Annotated in this window: 12 protein-coding genes; 3 read left to right on the top strand and 9 right to left on the bottom strand. The window is 56.3% G+C overall.

The annotated features are described in order from the left end of the window. Positions 1-7: 7 nt before the first annotated feature. A complete protein-coding gene (locus GYRE_RS12945) occupies positions 8-1,174 on the top strand; it encodes a MalY/PatB family protein (RefSeq protein WP_038255781.1) in 1,167 nt (388 codons plus the stop codon). A gap of 40 nt (positions 1,175-1,214) precedes the next feature. Here GYRE_RS12945 and GYRE_RS12940 read toward each other — a convergent pair whose 3' ends face one another. Next, on the bottom strand, positions 1,215-2,255 hold the full coding sequence (locus GYRE_RS12940; protein WP_038255779.1) for an aldo/keto reductase: 1,041 nt from the start codon (positions 2,253-2,255) through the stop codon (positions 1,215-1,217). Positions 2,256-2,427: 172 nt separating this feature from the next. Here GYRE_RS12940 and GYRE_RS12935 point away from each other — a divergent pair, with 172 nt between their 5' ends. Continuing rightward, positions 2,428-2,715: a DUF2623 family protein gene (locus GYRE_RS12935; protein WP_038255849.1), complete on the top strand. Its 288-nt coding sequence runs from the start codon at positions 2,428-2,430 to the stop codon at positions 2,713-2,715. A gap of 28 nt (positions 2,716-2,743) precedes the next feature. Here GYRE_RS12935 and yghU read toward each other — a convergent pair whose 3' ends face one another. Beyond that, positions 2,744-3,610: a glutathione-dependent disulfide-bond oxidoreductase gene (yghU, locus tag GYRE_RS12930; RefSeq protein ID WP_006818297.1), complete on the bottom strand. Its 867-nt coding sequence runs from the start codon at positions 3,608-3,610 to the stop codon at positions 2,744-2,746. A 118-nt stretch (positions 3,611-3,728) separates the two neighbouring features. Then, positions 3,729-4,613, bottom strand: coding sequence for an endonuclease/exonuclease/phosphatase family protein (locus GYRE_RS12925; RefSeq protein WP_038255777.1), 885 nt, complete (start codon positions 4,611-4,613; stop codon positions 3,729-3,731). A gap of 202 nt (positions 4,614-4,815) precedes the next feature. Here GYRE_RS12925 and gss point away from each other — a divergent pair, with 202 nt between their 5' ends. Next, the gene (gene gss, locus GYRE_RS12920) at positions 4,816-6,687 is read left to right on the top strand and encodes a bifunctional glutathionylspermidine amidase/synthase (protein ID WP_006818299.1); all 1,872 of its coding nucleotides are present in this window, start codon (positions 4,816-4,818) and stop codon (positions 6,685-6,687) included. 19 nt (positions 6,688-6,706) lie between these two features. Here gss and GYRE_RS12915 read toward each other — a convergent pair whose 3' ends face one another. The 6 genes from GYRE_RS12915 to GYRE_RS12890 all read right to left on the bottom strand — a co-directional run bounded on the left by GYRE_RS12915 (position 6,707) and on the right by GYRE_RS12890 (position 14,019). Next, on the bottom strand, positions 6,707-7,645 hold the full coding sequence (locus GYRE_RS12915; protein WP_050812342.1) for a LysR family transcriptional regulator: 939 nt from the start codon (positions 7,643-7,645) through the stop codon (positions 6,707-6,709). A 24-nt stretch (positions 7,646-7,669) separates the two neighbouring features. After that, complete coding sequence (gene tsgA, locus GYRE_RS12910) at positions 7,670-8,875, bottom strand: MFS transporter TsgA (RefSeq protein WP_038255774.1); 1,206 nt, start codon at positions 8,873-8,875, stop codon at positions 7,670-7,672. 46 nt (positions 8,876-8,921) lie between these two features. Next, on the bottom strand, positions 8,922-9,755 hold the full coding sequence (xapA, locus tag GYRE_RS12905) for a xanthosine phosphorylase (protein WP_038255772.1): 834 nt from the start codon (positions 9,753-9,755) through the stop codon (positions 8,922-8,924). Positions 9,756-10,005: 250 nt separating this feature from the next. Then, positions 10,006-11,346: an MFS transporter gene (locus GYRE_RS12900; protein ID WP_006818303.1), complete on the bottom strand. Its 1,341-nt coding sequence runs from the start codon at positions 11,344-11,346 to the stop codon at positions 10,006-10,008. 165 nt (positions 11,347-11,511) lie between these two features. Continuing rightward, on the bottom strand, positions 11,512-12,429 hold the full coding sequence (locus GYRE_RS12895; protein ID WP_051860965.1) for a cation diffusion facilitator family transporter: 918 nt from the start codon (positions 12,427-12,429) through the stop codon (positions 11,512-11,514). 129 nt (positions 12,430-12,558) lie between these two features. Next, a complete protein-coding gene (locus GYRE_RS12890; RefSeq protein WP_038255770.1) occupies positions 12,559-14,019 on the bottom strand; it encodes a sigma-54 interaction domain-containing protein in 1,461 nt (486 codons plus the stop codon). Positions 14,020-14,190: the final 171 nt, after the last annotated feature.

Genomic DNA, 14,190 nt, shown 5'->3' with positions numbered 1-14,190 from the left:
GAACAAGATGGATTTTAATCAGATTATCGACAGGCATGATACCGGTTCAGTGAAATGGGATTTCATTGAGCGCCACTTCGGCGATGGCGCTGCAAAGCTGCTGCCGATGTGGGTTTCCGATTTTGATTTCACCTGTCCACCGGTGGTGCAGCAGGCGCTGCATCAGCGCGTTGATCACGGTATTTTTGGCTATAGCGAACGACCGCAGGCGTACTTTGATGCGCTGATTGCCTGGTCCGCCGCCCGCCATCAGCTCACTGTAAAGCAGGAGTGGGTGTGCAGCGTAGAAGGCGTCGTGCCAGGGCTTTCTCTGCTGGTACAGATGTTGAGCCATCCCGGTGATGGGATCGTGGTTCAGGGGCCGTACTACGGCTCCTTTGCCAAAGTTATCAATCTGAACGGCAGGCGACTGCTGGAAAATCCGCTGCGCGAAGAAGGTGACGCCGGATACAGGATGGATCTGGAGCAGCTGGAGGCGCTGTTCCGCGCCGAGCGGCCGCCGCTGATGATCCTCTGCAATCCGCACAACCCGACCGGGCGCTGCTGGTCTAAAGAAGAGCTGCAGCAGCTGCTGGCGCTGTGTGAAAAGCACGATGTTATTGTTATCTCTGATGAAATCTGGGCTGACCTGCTGCTGCCGGGCGAGACGTTCACCTCGGTGCTGCATCTGCACGAACGCTGGCATAACCGGGTGATTGCAGCAACGTCTGCCAGCAAAACCTTTGGCCTGTCGTCGCTGCGGATCTCCAACTTCCTCATCCCCGACCCGGCATTACGCGATGCTTTCATGCGTCGCCTGGATGCGCACGGGCTTGATGTATTCAACGCGCTGTCGGTACAGGCGGCCACCGCAGCCTGGGAGGAGGGCGGACCGTGGCTGGATGAACTGCTGGCCTATCTGGCTGAAAATCGCCGCTGGTTTGAGGAGCAGGCAGCAGCGCATCTTCCGTGGGCGAGGATCACCCCGGCGCAGGGCACCTATCTGCTGTGGATTGATTGTCGCCAGCTGAACCTCGACGATGAACAGCTCAAATGGGTGATGGCCGATATCGCCGGTATAGCACCGTCGATGGGCTGCGGCTTTGGCCCCGGTGGCAGCGGCTTTATTCGCCTGAACCTGGGTTGCCCGCGTACCTATCTGGAAAAGGCACTGGAAGGGTTAAAGCGGATTTAAGCGCTAACAAAAGGGAGGCTTTATGCCTCCCTTTTCCTGACTACTTATCGGATGACGCCTGCCACAGGTTCAGCTCACCGTCCGCCACGTGGCGGTCAATCTGCGCCAGCTCTTCTGGCGTAAACTGCAGATTGTTCAGCGCCTGGACGTTCTCTTCCAGCTGCTCTGGCCGACTGGCTCCAATCAGCACCGACGTAACGCGGTTGTCCTTCAGCAGCCAGCTCAGCGCCATCTGCGCCATAGACTGCCCGCGACGTTGCGCCATGTCGTGCAGCAAACGCAGGCTGTTGAGATTGGCTTCGCTCAGCATATTTTCCGTCAGCCCGCGGGCTTTTTTCCCTTCGGTCTGCATACGCGAACCGTCCGGAATGCCGTTGAGGTATTTCCCGGTCAGCAGGCCCTGCGCTAAAGGCGTGAAGGCGATGCAGCCCACACCGTTTTCTTCCAGCGTGTCCAGCAACCCACTGCTGTCGACCCAGCGGTTCAGCAGGTTGTAGGAGGGCTGGTGGATGAGCAACGGGATTTTCCAGTCGCGCAGCAGTTCCACCATTTTTTGCGTGCGGTCGGGCGAGTATGAAGAGATACCCACGTACAGCGCTTTACCGCTCTGTACCGCCTGCGCCAGCGCGGCGGCGGTCTCTTCCATCGGGGTTTTCTCATCAACGCGGTGAGAATAGAAAATATCGACGTAGTCGAGCCCCATGCGCTGCAGGCTCTGGTCGAGGCTTGCGAGCAGATATTTACGTGACCCGCCGGAGCCGTACGGACCTGGCCACATGTCGTATCCGGCCTTGGTAGAGATAATCAGCTCATCGCGATAAGCGGGGAAATCTTCGCGCAGCAGGCGGCCAAAATTCTCCTCGGCGCTGCCCGGCGGTGGGCCATAGTTATTGGCGAGGTCAAAATGAGTAATACCGAGATCGAACGCTTTTCGCAGCAGCGCACGCTGGGAATCCAGCGACTGTACGTGGCCAAAACTGTGCCACAGGCCGAGCGATAAAGCGGGCAACTGCAGGCCGCTGTTACCACAGTAGCGATACTGCATCTGCTCATAGCGAGCAGGATCCGCAAGCCAGGACATAATATCTCCTTCAATGGTTGTTATTTTCGAAACACTGTTTCTATCTTAACGCGTTTACCCTACACCACCCGTTGACTGGAAAACAACCTGTCTGTGTCCTGCATTTAGATCTGGCCTGAGGTTAAAAAATCGCTATATAATTTAATATATAACGATTGAGGGGATTGACATGATGGACAACCATTTTGGTAAAGGGCTGATTGCCGGGCTGAATGCGCCAAAAGCCGACAGCGCGGTCAACGTGGCGCAGTTCTGTGCTGACTACAAGCGCGGGTTTGTGCTCGGATACTCGCAGCGAATGTATGAAAAAACGGGAGATCGGCAGCTCAGCGCCTGGGAGGCGGGGATCCTCACCCGTCGCTATGGGCTGGAGCGCGACATGGTGATGGATTTCTTCCGCGAAAACGAATCCGCCACGGCGATCCGCTATTTTATGGCGGGGTATCGGCTGGAAGGATAAACCGGGCACGAGGCCCGGTTATAGCGAATTATCCCTGACGCTTGTCTTCGGTTTGCGTATCGAAGTCGCTGGCGTCGTGGCGTTCGTGGAGCTGCTCTTCCAGCGGGCCGTTGGTTTTGTTGACGATGCGCCCGCGTTTCACCGCCGGGCGGTGCGCAATGTCGTTCGCCCAGCGCAGCACATTCTTATAGCTCTGCGCATCGAGGAACTCAGCGGCGTTATAGACGTTGCCAAGCAGCACGTTGCCATACCACGGCCAGATAGCGATATCGGCAATGGTGTACTCTTCGCCCGCTACATAGCGCCCGCGCCCCAGCTGTTTATCCAGCACGTCGAACTGACGTTTCGCTTCCATCGTAAAGCGATCGATCGCGTACTCGATTTTTACCGGCGCATAGTTAAAGAAGTGGCCAAAGCCGCCGCCGAGGAACGGGGCCGCGCCCTGCAGCCAGAAGAGCCAGTTCAGGGTTTCGGTGCGTCCTGCCGGATCTTTGGGCAGCAGATGACCGAACTTCTCTGCCAGATACAGCAGGATATTACCGGATTCGAACACCCGGGTCGGTGGGGTCGTGGAGTGGTCGCTCAGTGCCGGGATTTTTGAGTTCGGATTCACGTCTACAAAACCGCTGGAGAATTGATCGCCCTCGCCAATGCGGATGAGCCAGGCGTCATATTCGGCGCCCGTGACGCCAAGCGCCAGCAGCTCTTCGAGCATGATGGTGACCTTCTGACCGTTCGGGGTGCCAAGCGAGTAAAGCTGAAGCGGGTGCTTGCCAACCGGCAGCACTTTTTCATGGGTCGGGCCAGAAACCGGACGGTTAATATTGGCGAAAGCACCGCCGTTGTTTTTCTTCCATTCCCATACCTTCGGGGGTTGCCAGGTATTGTCTGTCATGTTGACCTGCCTTTTTACATGGGGTGTTGAGCCAGTGTAGCAGGTGCAAGAGGAAGGGTTTAACGAACTGAGGGGTTATTGGAGGGAGCCGGTGAGGCGGCCGTCTCCCCCCAATGGTTTACTGCTCGGTTAACTTAAGCTCGGCCACGACCGGGACGTGGTCGCTGGTGGCAGGCCAGTTAATGTTGTTCCACTCAGGGCTCTGGTTCGGGACGGTCAGTGACTCTACTGCCCAGCGCTGGCCCTTGAAGGTGAAGAGGTGATCGAGATCGAGCGCCGGGTTAGCGGCAGGCCAGGTGCGCATATCTTTGCCTTGCACCAGCACTGGGTTCCAGTAACGCTGCAGCTCATTCAGCACGACGCTGCCTTCCACATCGTTGAAATCCCCGGCGAGGATCTTAATGCGCGAGGCGATTTCGCTGACGTCGGAATCGGTGCTGCCGATGCTGATGCTGTTGATCTCACGGATCTGCTGCTGGCGAAGCGCAGGATTTTCCTGCCAGTCGAGGTGGGTGGTCATGAACAGCACCGGCTCGGCGAGGCCAGGTTTACGCACCTGCACCATCAACAGCACGCGCTGCTCACCGTCGCCGGACGGCAGTTTGAAGACCTGCTGCTTTTCCACCGGATACTTAGACAGGATCGCGACGCCGTACTGGCCACCTTCAAAATCAATCGCTTTGCCGAAGGCACCGTGCATGCCGGTCAGTTTTGCCAGTTCATTCACCTGGTCCACTTTGCCGCTGCGTTCGGTATTGACGTCAACTTCGTTGAGCGAAATAAGATCTGCGTTCAGGCTCTTGATTGCCTTTGCTACTTCACTCAGTTCACCCACGCGCGCTGCCGCCATGTTGTAGGTGACGACCTTCAACTGCGGAGCTTCCGCTTTGCTGAAGACTTTATTCGGGGTACCCCCTTTCTCCGGGGTCAGCACTTTGGAATCGGCCTGGGCGCCAGCGCAAAACAGCGTGGCAAAGAGGGCAAGAGTGAGTGTTTTATTCATAATTATCTCTCCATTCATAACTATGATGAATAATACTTAATTTACGGAGAAAAAAATGGCTACGGGTTCACACTTACTCACCTCCGCGCTCCGGCAGTGCTATCATAAGGCACCTCTGACCGGTTCATCATGCCTGCAGCAGCATATCTAGAAGGATTTATCCAACCATTCTGCTCGGGCGGTCTTTTTCTAAGGTTTGCGCATGAGCAAAGGTACAAAGAGCAGTGATGCCCCATTCGGAACGCTGTTGGGGTACGCGCCAGGTGGCGTAGCGATTTACTCTTCGAATTACAGCAGTTTAGGTTCCGATTTCTCCCACGACGATCCGTCGTTTCGTAGTTATATCGGTAATGAATATATGGGTCACAAGTGGCAGTGCGTTGAGTTTGCGCGCCGCTTCCTGTTTCTGACCTACGGCTTTGTCTTTACCGATGTTGGCATGGCCTATGAAATTTTCTCGCTGCGCTTCCTGCGCGAAGTGGTCAACGATAACCTCCTGCCGCTGAAAGCGTTTGCCAACGGCTGCCGCCGGCCTCCTGTCGCCGGTTCGCTGCTTATCTGGCAGAAGGGGGGGGAATTCCACGAGACGGGTCACGTCGCGGTAGTCACCCAGCTTTTGGGTAATAAAGTGCGGGTTGCCGAGCAGAACGTGCTGCACCACCCGCTGCCGCCGGGCCAGCAGTGGACCCGTGAGCTGACGCTGACGGTGCAGGACGGCCACTACACTATCCATGATACCTTCGACGACACCCATATTCTGGGCTGGATGATCCAGACCGATGATGCGCAGTACAGCGAACCGCAGCCGGAGGTTCCCGGCGAACTGCTGGCGATCCATGGCGCGCGGCTGGCAGATAAAGGTCAGTTTGACGGCAAATGGCTTAACGAGCGGGATCCGCTGCAGATGGCCTACGTGCGTGCCAACGGCCATGTGATCAACAAAGATCCGTACCAGTATTTCACAATTTCAGAGACCGCCGAGCAGGAACTCATCAAGGCCACCAACGAGCTGCATCTGATGTATCTGCACGCGACAGATAAGGTGATGAAAGACGATAACCTGCTGGCGCTGTTCGATATTCCGAAGATCCTCTGGCCGCGTCTGCGCCTTTCCTGGCAGCGTCGTCGCCACCATATGATCACCGGTCGTATGGATTTCTGTATGGATGAACGCGGGCTGAAGGTGTACGAATACAACGCCGACTCTGCCTCCTGCCATACGGAGGGTGGTCTTATCCTTGAGCAGTGGGCCGAGCAGGGCTATAGCGGTAAAGGGCATAATCCGGCGGAAGATCTGCTGGATGAGCTGGCCGGGGCGTGGCAGCACAGCCGGGCGCGGCCATTCGTGCACATCATGCAGGATAACGATCTCGAAGAGAGCTATCACGCGCAGTTTATTCAGCGCTCCCTTACCCAGGCCGGGTTTGAGAGCAAAATTCTCTGCGGGCTGGCTGAACTGCGCTGGGACGATGCCGGGCAGCTTATCGACGGCGACGGCAGGTTAGTGAACTGTGTATGGAAGACCTGGGCGTGGGAAACTGCCATTGAGCAGGTACGCGAAGTGAGCGAAACGGAGTATGCCGCCGTCCCGATCCGCACCGGACATCCGTACCAGGACGTACGCCTGATAGACGTGCTGCTGCGTCCTGAAGTGCTGGTGTTTGAGCCGCTGTGGACGGTTATTCCCGGCAACAAAGCCATTCTGCCGGTGCTGTGGTCGCTGTTCCCGGGGCATCGCTATCTGCTGGATACTGATTTTGTGGTTAACGAAGAGCTCGCCAAAACCGGTTACGCCGTGAAGCCCATTTCTGGGCGCTGCGGCAGTAATATCGATCTGGTCAGCCACGACGAGCAACTGCTGGACCAGAGCTCGGGTAACTTCGCCGATCGCAAGAGCATCTACCAGCAGCTGTGGTGTCTGCCGAAGGTCGACGGTAAGTACATTCAGGTGTGTACCTTCACGGTGGGCGGCAGCTATGGCGGGACCTGCCTGCGCGGCGACGATTCGTTGGTGGTGAAAAAAGAGAGCGATATCGAACCCCTCATCGTGGTGAAGGATAAAGACTTCCTCTAATCGGGTCTGCGCCTTGCGGTTAAATACTGCCGTGAAGCGCGGCCAGGAAGTTTTCCATCAGCGCAGAGAGCGGTTCATCCATCCATAACGCGTACAGATCGGCAGGAATGATTTGGGCAAGCGGCAGGAACACCACGCCCGGCCAGTGGATCAGCGCGCTGGTCTCCGGCAATAGCGAAATCCCCATTCCCGCGCTCACCAGCGCCAGCGCCGTTTGCGGCTCAAACACCTGGTGGGCAATGAGCGGGTAAAACCCGGCCTCAACGCAGCGGTCGTAAAGCTGTTGGGCAAAATCACTCTGGCTGAACGACAGCGAAATAAATGGCCGTGCGGCGAGCATCGCAAGCGTAATGCGCGGCTCGTGGCACAGCGCGTCACCTTCAGGCACCGCCACCAGCATCGATTCACGGGAGATAAGCTGGCAGCGAATATTGGCTTCGGGAGCCGGGATGACGTTGCGGTTAATCGCTACGTCGATGGTTCGCGCGCGCAGCGCCTCGATTTGTTGATGCTGAGAAAGCTCCAGCAGGCTCCACTCCATACCGGGAATAGTCTCCCGGCAGGCTTTCAGACGCGTCAGCAGCGTCCCCCACAGCGCACTGCCGACAATGCCGATGGTGATGTGCTGATGCTCACTGCGGCCAATCTGACGCACGTAGTTCAGCGACTGGTCGGTGGCGCTGAGGATGCGGTCCACCTCCGTTTTCAGCACTTTTCCGGCGCGGGTCAGCGCCACCTTACGGCTGGTTCGTTCAAAGAGTGCTACCTCGAGGATCTCTTCCAGCTCTTTAATCTGCATACTGAGCGGTGGCTGGGAGATGTTCAGCCTGGCCGCCGCACGACCAAAGTGCAGCTCATCGGCAAGAACCTGAAAATAGCGCAGCATCCGGATGCGGATACGGCTGTTAGCCTGAGGATCGATCATGGCGCTCTGCGTACAAGGGAAGGGATAGCGCATGATGCCGCTCCCTTCCCGTACCTGTCAAACCGCCGCTGGCGCAGGCTGGTGCAAACGCTCGGCGCGGCTGAACAGCACTGAGATCACCAGCACCACCAGCAGCACCGCGTAGGATACCGTTGAGGTATTCAACGCCCCGTGCAGGCCGAGGTGGCTATTCACCAGCGACGAGACGCTGGTAAACAGCAGCGTTCCGACGGTGCCGCAGGTCAGCAGGGCGGAAATCAGCGTTGGTGAACTGCGGCTGACCTGCAGCGAGCCGTAGCTCATCAGCCCCGAGAACAGCCCGGAGTTGAAGAAGCCAAACACGGCGCAGGCCACCAGAATCAGCGTGGTGTTGGTGCTGTTGCCGATAGTCATTATCGCGGCGAGGCCAATCAGCGTACAGACCAGCAGGAAAGTGCGCAGCTTCATCCAGCGAACGGTGAACTGATTAAGGAACAGGCCAATGGCTTTTGCTACCCAGTAAACGGTGGTGTAAAGCGCTGCGGCTTCAGGCGTCATGGTGAAACGAGCCTGCAGATACCCCGGTGTCCACATGGTGAAAATCGGCTCGGCCAGCAGGAAAGCAAACAGCGCAAAGCAGATAAGATAGACCGAGGCCCCCCACGGCTCCGCCGCCGCAGGGCTCTCCTCGTTGACCGATGATGGAGATTCGGTTGAGGGGAAACGGCAGCGCAGCGTCATCGCCAGCATCAACGCGCCAAGCGCGCCCATAATGCCGTACATCGCTATCCAGCTGGCGCCCAGTTTAAACAGCCATGCCAGCAGTAAAGAGAGCGTCGCGCCCGCCAGGCTAAAGAAGAAATCGGTGAAAATCAGGCTCGCGGAGCGGCGTTTTTCATCCGGGTTGATGCGCACCACCAGGTAGCTGCCGATGGTCATGAAAATTCCGCCGCAGGCGCCAATCCCCGCGACCGCCAGGCTGAACATGGTGAGCGTGGGGGTGAAGAACAGGATCAGGCTAATTAATACGGTGAGGGCAGATGCTGCCACCAGCGGCTTCTGTAAGCCCCATTTTCGCATCAGAACACCACCGAGCATGATCGGAATAAACATACCGATGTTCATCAGAGTAAAGACCTGACCGATGAAGCTGGGGTCTTTCTGGAAGGCGACGCACAGCGGGCCGAGCACGATGCCAAGCGTTGAGACCAGCGCACCGACGAAGTAATAGCTCAGGTACGAAACCGCATTGATATTGGCGCGGGAAAAGGGTTGTTCAGGCATGATGGTGTCTCCTGGCAGGCCGGGACAGCCCGCCTGTGGAAAGGATTCAGGCGTAGTTCTGGACGAACTGGCTAATCAGGCGCACAAAGTCGTCGGTGACCATGGCCGCACATTTCAGGGTTTGCTCGTGGGAAAGCTCCACGTCACTCAGCCCTTCCGCCATGTTGGTGATCGCGGAGACCGCCAGCACCTTCAGGCCACAGTGGCGCGCCACGATAACTTCCGGCACCACCGACATGCCTACCACGTCGCCCCCCATGTTCTGCATCATGCGGATTTCTGCCGCGGTCTCGAAGTTCGGGCCCGGGTAGGAGACAAACACCCCTTCGTGCAGCGGCAGGCTGAGCTCGCCGGCGGCAGCGTGCAGCTGGTGGCGCAGCTCCTGGTCATAGGCGTTGGCCAGGCTGAAGAAGCGTGGGCCGAAGCGATCGTCATTCGGGCCAACCAGCGGCGTGGAGGGCATGGTATTGATGTGATCGTTAAGCGCCACCAGGCTGCCTGCCGGAATGGCCGGGTTCAGCGATCCTGCAGCGTTGGTGCAGAAGAGGAATTCACAGCCGAGCAGTTTAAAAGTGCGCACCGCGTGGGTCATGATGCCCATGCCGACGCCCTCGTAGAAATGGCCGCGCCCCTTCATGCAGATAAGACTCACGCCGTGCAGCGTCCCCATCACCACTTCACCGGCATGGCCAATTACCGTACTCACCGGGAAGCCCGGCAGCTGCTGGTATGACACCGTGGTTTTGTTCTCCATACGGTCGGCCAGCACGCCAAGGCCGGAGCCGAGGATCAAAGCAATGCGGGGATGAAAATCAGGCCGGGCGGCACGCAGCACTTCAACGGCTTCATACGGGGTATTGTTAAGAACAGGCTGTGACATTGGGAACTCCGGAATCAGTTGCGATAGGCTCATTCTGGGTTTCCGGTGATTGGCAATCCAATACGATAGTTATGCTTATTGATACTATTTTTCGAATCAATTGATCTGAGATGTTCACGGAAATTTTAATTATCAATGGGTTAAGATTTAAGGTGGGGGGAAAAGCTGACAGCCGGGCAGATTTGATGACGGGGATTTGTGATGGGCTTCACTGTCACCGGGCAGACGGGCTGCCCGGTGTTGCTAAGCGCTACAGCGCGGCCTGTGCCAGCGGCTGGCAGCGCCACTTTTTGTAGATAGTGGCAAAGGCGGCAATCAGCGCCGGCAGACCCAGGAACATCAGAATGCTGTCGGCCTGCCACTGCATAGAGAGCAGCTGCGCACTCATCATGGTGCCCGCCACGCCGCCGAAGCGACCCACGCCCTGCATCCAGGCAATGCCGGTAGCACGGCACTGGGTCGGATAGAAGGTGGCGGCCAGCGTCTGCATCCCGGACTGCGCGCCGTTCATGGTGATACCCATCAGGAAAATCAGCGCCCCAAAGAGCCAGATATGACTGTTTTCCTGGGCCATCAGGATGATAAACAGGGTGGTGACGATGAAGCCAACGGCGACCACCTTGTGGGCTTCCCAGCGGTCCATCAGCCAGCCTGCAACGAGGATCCCGGCGGTTCCGCCGAAGGTGAACAGCGAGGTCAGCATCGCCGATTGCCCCATTTCATACCCCATGCCCTGCATCAGAATCGGCATCCAGCTCAGCAGTACGTAGTAAATCACCAGCCCCATAAAGTAGCTCATCCACAGCATCAGCGTGCCGGGTAAGTAGGCGGCTGAAAAGAGCTGAGAAACGCTGCCTTTGCTCTGCGTTTTCTGCTCTTCATGAAGATAAAAACGCTGTACGTTGTCGATGCTCTGCGCGGCAAAGCGGCGCACGATGCGTTTGATTTGCTCGACGTTGCCACCGCGGTTAACCAGATACTTTACCGACTCCGGCAGCAGGAAGAAAAGCAGCACCGTCAGCACCAGCGGGGCTATCGCACCGAGCAGCAGCACGCTGTGCCAGCCGTGTGCCGGGATAAGCCACGATGAAATAAATCCACCGCCCGCCGCGCCCAGCGGAAACCCGCAGTACATGGTGTTGATAGTCATGGAGCGGCAGCGCTGCGGGGCGTATTCAGAGATAAGCGTAATAGCGTTAGGCATGGCAGCACCCAGCCCCAGGCCGGTCAGAAAACGCCACGTCGTCAGGGTGTTAATCGACTGTGCGTAGGCGGTGCCGAGGCTTGCCAGGCCAAAAAACAGGCAGGAGAAGACCAGCACCCGCTTACGACCAATGCGATCCGAAACCGGTCCGGCAATCAGCGCACCCAGCGACAGCCCGAGCAGCGCGGCGCTCAGTACCGGCCCGAGATCCTGCTTCTTAATTCCCCAGTCGCTGGAGAGCGCCGGGGCAATGTAGCCCATGGCGGCGGTATCAAAACCATCGATAGCCAGCACCAGAAAACCCAGAATAATGAGCGTCCAGTGGAAGATAGAAAAGCGACTGTCATCAATGGCTTGCTGAATATTCATCTCGCCGGATAGGGCCATACAGATATACTCCTGCCGATTAGGGTGGTTGCAGAGGGTGGCGTGTTGTTATGTTTGTATTTGCCTGTATATACATCTGCGATGGCACGAGATATGTCAAATTCTGTTTGTCTGAATGTTAATCTATTGTTTAATTTTGCGAGCTATCCTGCAATTATTAGCCGGTTAACGGTTAACCACTTTGGCCGGGGTACAGGGGTCGATATGGGTCATCACGTTCAGCGCGTTCCCTTGGCGTACCACCGTATCACGCACCGCCACGGCGATGGCATGGCCTTCCTGAACCGACAAACTGCCGTCCACCTCAATATGTACATCCACCAGGATCCTGTCGCCCATCTTGCGGGTTTTCATGTTGTGTAACCCCTGCACGCCGGGAGTGGTGAGGATAAGTTCGCGGATCTGCGCTTCGGTATCGGCATCCGCGCAGCGATCCATCAGATCGTGTAAGGCGTCTGCCGCAAACTGGTAGCCCATCCGGGCGATCAGCACGCCCACCACCAGCGCGGCTACCGGATCGAGCCACGGAAAACCGAGCAGGTTACCGAAGATGCCTATCGAGACGACCAGTGACGACGCAGCATCCGAACGGGCGTGCCAGGCGTTGGCAATCAACATGGAGGACTGGATACGTTTGGCCACGCGCAGCATATAGCGGAACAGCAGCTCCTTCACCACCAGCGCGAAGAGCGCCATCCACAGCGCGGAGATATGTACACTGGCGATGGTGTCCGGGTGCCACAGCTTGTTACCCGCAGACCAGATCATCCCCGCGCCCACGGCAAACAAGATGGCGCCTATGATGAGCGATGCCCCGGTTTCGTAGCGCAGATGACCATAATGGTGATCGTCATCGGAAGGTTTGCTGCTTTTTTTATTTGCCGTCAGCACCACGCCATCGGCGACTAAATCAGAAAATGAATGTACCCCATCGGCAATAAGCCCCTGCGAGCCAGAAAATATTCCGGTGATAATCTGAAAGCTGGATAAAAAGATATTTAATACCGCGCTAACCAGCGTGCTTTTTTTCGCAGCCTGTGAACGCCTGTGAGAGTCGTTCTCATTGCTAATAGTGTGATGCATAAGGGAATATCCGATGCGATGATTTTCTGGCTGCCGTTATAACAAATTATTTTCGCATCCGTAAAAGTATTTCATCGGTTATTTAATAGGGGTTTAAAATATAGCAAAGGGTAATTTTAACCCTTATTGTCACGCTTCACTTGTCGGCCTCTCAACCAGATGAAAAGTAATACCATATTTTTTCACCTTATATTGCAGCGCCCCGCGTGAAATCCCCAGCATGCGCGCGGCCTCAGCCACGCAGTTGCCGGTGTGCTTTAGCGCCTCCACCACCAGCTGGCGCTCGTAGGCTTCGACCTTATCGGCGAGGGATGCCAACGGTGCGGTATCGCTATGGTGGTTTGCGGGTGGCACAGAGGCGGTGCTGTGCGCCGTTGTGCCAGAGGCCCCGGTCTCATCATTGAATACCAGCTCCGATAGCGGCCCGGGCTCTTTTTGCAGGATAAGGCTCCTGATTATCACGTTCTCCAGCATGCGGATATTCCCCGGCCAGGGGTAACTGATAAGCTGCTGCTGGATAGCTTTTGACAGTGGGTACACCTTCATTCCCGCCTGCTGCTGATAGCGGGTCATAAACCAGGTAGCAAGCTCGACGATCTCCTCTTTTCTTTCCCGCAGGGGTGGCAGGTCTACCATTCCGACCTCGAGGCGATAAAAGAGATCTTCGCGCAGACGCTTCTGACGGATCATTTCAAACGGGGATTCATTCATTGCCGAAATAATACGGATATCGACGTTCTGCTCTTTATTTCCCCCCACTTTCCAGAAGGTTTTTGTTTGCAGGAAACGTAATATCTTTCCCTGAATTTCAACCGGCATGGTGTTCAGCTCATCAAGAAATAGCGTCCCACCGTGGGCAAGCTCAAAATAGCCACTGCTATTTTCGGCACCGGTAAACGCGCCTTTTACTGACCCAAATAAGGTACTTTCAATCAGCGAGACGGGCAGGGCGCTGCAGTTCAGGGCAATAAAGGGTTTATTTTGCCGTGAGCTCTGGCGATGAATAAAATCGGCCAGCAGCTCTTTCCCCGTGCCGGTTTCACCGGTTATCACGACCGGAACATCGCTGATGGCCAGCCGTTCTGCCTTACTGAGCACTTCACGCATTCTGGCGGATGAATGGATAATGCGGTGTTTGGTTTTTTTCTGGCGGCTGAAGAGCTTTTCGTTCAGGGCGGAAACCTGCCGCTGTAGCGTGCGATAGCGGGAGAGATCCTGCCCGGACTCAATCACTCCCATTATCTCGCCTGCGCTGTTGTATAACGGCACGGTGGTGTGCTGGTAGTCAATCAGCCTGCCACCCGGCGTGTAGTAGCTTTTCTGGTGATTAATGAACTCCTCGCCGCGGCGTAGCGCGCTCAGCATTTCATTATCTTCTTCGCGGATCGCAGGAAACAGCGTCTGCATCGGTTTGCCTAAAACTTCGTGCTGTTGGCACTCATCAAGCGCTGCATTCTCCTGGTTGTAATAGAGATGCTCCCCCGTGTGATTGATGACTGACAGGGGCTGCCCCAGTACATCGAAAAAGTGACCAAACACCTTCAGGGCGGTGCGCAATTCCTGGTCTGTTTCCATGGGGCTTGCGGTCATGCTACCTCCGATTATTTTTCTTCATGGTGCTTAAAATTAAGCACTATGTAGGGTTTTAATCATGTCCGTAATTATAGTAACTATTTGATAAATATTATTAATTAAGAAATATTCTTTCTGGCATAAACCTTGCTGACAATAAAACATAGCGTGGCATTGGCAGATGCGCCA

The organism is Yokenella regensburgei ATCC 49455, from assembly GCF_000735455.1.
GTDB lineage: Bacteria > Pseudomonadota > Gammaproteobacteria > Enterobacterales > Enterobacteriaceae > Yokenella > Yokenella regensburgei.
This window is presented reverse-complemented; position numbering and strand designations above follow the sequence as displayed.

What these genes read in the sequence shown, in the direction of transcription:
- tsgA (WP_038255774.1), bottom strand. Translation starts at nt 8,875, where the DNA reads ATGCCTGAACAACCCTTTTCCCGCGCCAATATCAATGCGGTTTCGTAC.
- yghU (WP_006818297.1), bottom strand. Translation starts at nt 3,610, where the DNA reads ATGACAGACAATACCTGGCAACCCCCGAAGGTATGGGAATGGAAGAAA.
- GYRE_RS12935 (WP_038255849.1), top strand. Translation starts at nt 2,428, where the DNA reads ATGGACAACCATTTTGGTAAAGGGCTGATTGCCGGGCTGAATGCGCCA.
- GYRE_RS12940 (WP_038255779.1), bottom strand. Translation starts at nt 2,255, where the DNA reads ATGTCCTGGCTTGCGGATCCTGCTCGCTATGAGCAGATGCAGTATCGC.
- GYRE_RS12895 (WP_051860965.1), bottom strand. Translation starts at nt 12,429, where the DNA reads ATGCATCACACTATTAGCAATGAGAACGACTCTCACAGGCGTTCACAG.
- GYRE_RS12900 (WP_006818303.1), bottom strand. Translation starts at nt 11,346, where the DNA reads ATGGCCCTATCCGGCGAGATGAATATTCAGCAAGCCATTGATGACAGT.
- gss (WP_006818299.1), top strand. Translation starts at nt 4,816, where the DNA reads ATGAGCAAAGGTACAAAGAGCAGTGATGCCCCATTCGGAACGCTGTTG.
- GYRE_RS12925 (WP_038255777.1), bottom strand. Translation starts at nt 4,613, where the DNA reads ATGAATAAAACACTCACTCTTGCCCTCTTTGCCACGCTGTTTTGCGCT.
- xapA (WP_038255772.1), bottom strand. Translation starts at nt 9,755, where the DNA reads ATGTCACAGCCTGTTCTTAACAATACCCCGTATGAAGCCGTTGAAGTG.
- GYRE_RS12915 (WP_050812342.1), bottom strand. Translation starts at nt 7,645, where the DNA reads ATGCGCTATCCCTTCCCTTGTACGCAGAGCGCCATGATCGATCCTCAG.
- GYRE_RS12890 (WP_038255770.1), bottom strand. Translation starts at nt 14,019, where the DNA reads ATGACCGCAAGCCCCATGGAAACAGACCAGGAATTGCGCACCGCCCTG.
- GYRE_RS12945 (WP_038255781.1), top strand. Translation starts at nt 8, where the DNA reads ATGGATTTTAATCAGATTATCGACAGGCATGATACCGGTTCAGTGAAA.